Raw genomic sequence first — 2,065 nt, 5'->3', positions numbered from 1 at the left:
TTTTGCCATGCCACGAAATTAGCATCATGCTAGCAAGTTAAGCGAACACTGACATGATAAATTAGTGGTTAGCTATATTTTTTACTTTGCAACAGAACCGCATTTTACACAGGAGTCTGGACTTGACTCACTTCCTTTATTATTTTTCATTTTTTTAAACTATTTAATACTAATGTCTTTTATAATAGCTTTTCATATATTATATAATCAATCTTTATAAGTCCTTTTATAAATTTCTTTTCTACCATTTTCGATAAATTCCTGTTTAATATTTTTAATTCCATAAACAATAGTTTCAATAGGATAATATTCTTCAACTATATCTTGATATTCTTTTGCTTTCTCAATATCTATATTTCCATACATTCTTAATATATCTTCTCCAAAATTTGTTCCTATTTCTTCTTCACTATCTTCAAGTAAGTATATAAAATCACAATATTCATCTATAATTCCAGAATCTCCAAAATCAATTATTCCAGTTAATCTATTATTGCCATCTAACAATAGATGATTACAACTAAAATCATTATGGCATAAACACTTTTTACCCTCAAAAACTGTTGTTGCATTTAGTCTTTCCATAAAACTTTCTATATAATCTTTTTCTATATCAGTTAAATCATTATAAATAGTTTCACGCAACAATATATACTCTTCTAATACATTTTGTTTATTATCAATAGTACATTCACTAATATCTGTATAATCTAAACCGTGCATTTGTCTTAAAAAACTGGCAATATCTCGTTTTAACAAATTTTGTTCTTCTTCTGACATAGTAGAATAAATTTCTGGTGTTAAAAAAGTTCCTTTAATTTCTTTATAACCTAGTATAGATAATTCATCACTAATATACGAATATTCAATATTAGGAATTTTTACATTAGTTTCTAAATTTGTATTTAAAAAATTATATATTGCTTTTTCTTTTGCATAACCTTTTTTCTTATTAGTACTAAATTTTGTTTTAAAAATGTATTCATTATTAACTAAATATGCCACACTATCATAACCACTACCGATTATTTCAATACTATCTACTTTGAAATTATCAAAGTAATGCTCAATTAAATATTTCATTGCCTTAACATTTGTGGCATTATCATCATATCTATATTCCATTAAATAACAATCTTCTTTTTTGCCCTCGTGTAATTCATGTTCTGGCAAATCTTCAATAATTCTAAAACCAGATTTTTGGTATGCCCTTATTGCTCTTGGATTATTTTTATGAGGGTCTAAAATAACTGCATTAGCATTTCTTTCTTTTTTCAAAAATTCAAAAATCAATTTAATATATCTTGTACCAATTCCTTTACTCCAATAATTTGGCTCTCCTATAAATTGATCCATACCATAGACTATCTCATCAGTTTTTGGATAATGATAATCAGTATATAACTCATCATACATTTTATATATTTGTCCATATCCAATAGGAACATTGTTATATTCAATAATTACTCTAAAAACTTCATCTTCCCAAGGCTCTGTATAATGTTTTTTTAATGATTCTAATGTATATTTTTTATCTCTACCACCATAAAATTCTAATACTCTTTCATCAGTTAACCATTTTAACATCAAAGGAAAATCATCATCTATTAAAGTTCTTATACATATTTCATTTTCAACTATATTCATTTATTTATCACCTTTTTCATAATCATATACATATACTATTTCATCTTTATAATCATTTTTACCACCTAATTTTTCATATACATGGCAAGCTCTAGGATTACCTTTATCAGTTATTAAAAACATTTCAGAACAACCAATCTCTTTAGAATATTCCTTAATAAAAGATAATAATTTTGAACCATAACCTTTGTCTTGATAGTTAGGTAACATTCCTATTGAGTGTAAATAAAACATTGTTTTTCCATCAGGTCTTAAAAGTGTATAGCAATATGCAAATCCTATAATTTTATTATTTTCTTTAGCTATAAACCCAAATGAACTGGTATCATTAAGAAATCCTTTTAAATTATCAATATCAAAAACCATATTATCATCAATTAAAACTTCTTCCATAAACTCAGTCAAGTCCAGACTCCTG

Annotated in this window: 2 protein-coding genes; both read right to left on the bottom strand. The window is 25.4% G+C overall.

Features of this window, described 5'->3' with window-relative positions:
• Positions 1 to 207 precede the first annotated feature (207 nt).
• Positions 208 to 1,647 (bottom strand): bifunctional aminoglycoside N-acetyltransferase AAC(6')-Ie/aminoglycoside O-phosphotransferase APH(2'')-Ia, encoded by a 1,440-nt coding sequence (locus KA893_RS13600; RefSeq protein WP_001028144.1) that lies wholly within the window; start codon positions 1,645 to 1,647, stop codon positions 208 to 210.
• Positions 1,648 to 2,065: GNAT family N-acetyltransferase (locus KA893_RS13595; RefSeq protein WP_044435618.1), on the bottom strand; the 418-nt coding region annotated here is incomplete at its 5' end.

The sequence above is a fragment of the Staphylococcus sp. GDY8P126P genome, from assembly GCF_017891965.1.
Lineage (GTDB): Bacteria > Bacillota > Bacilli > Staphylococcales > Staphylococcaceae > Staphylococcus > Staphylococcus saprophyticus.
Note: the sequence above shows the minus strand (reverse complement) of the source record. Positions and strands in the feature narration are given on the sequence as shown.

What these genes read in the sequence shown, in the direction of transcription:
- KA893_RS13600 (WP_001028144.1), bottom strand. Translation starts at nt 1,647, where the DNA reads ATGAATATAGTTGAAAATGAAATATGTATAAGAACTTTAATAGATGAT.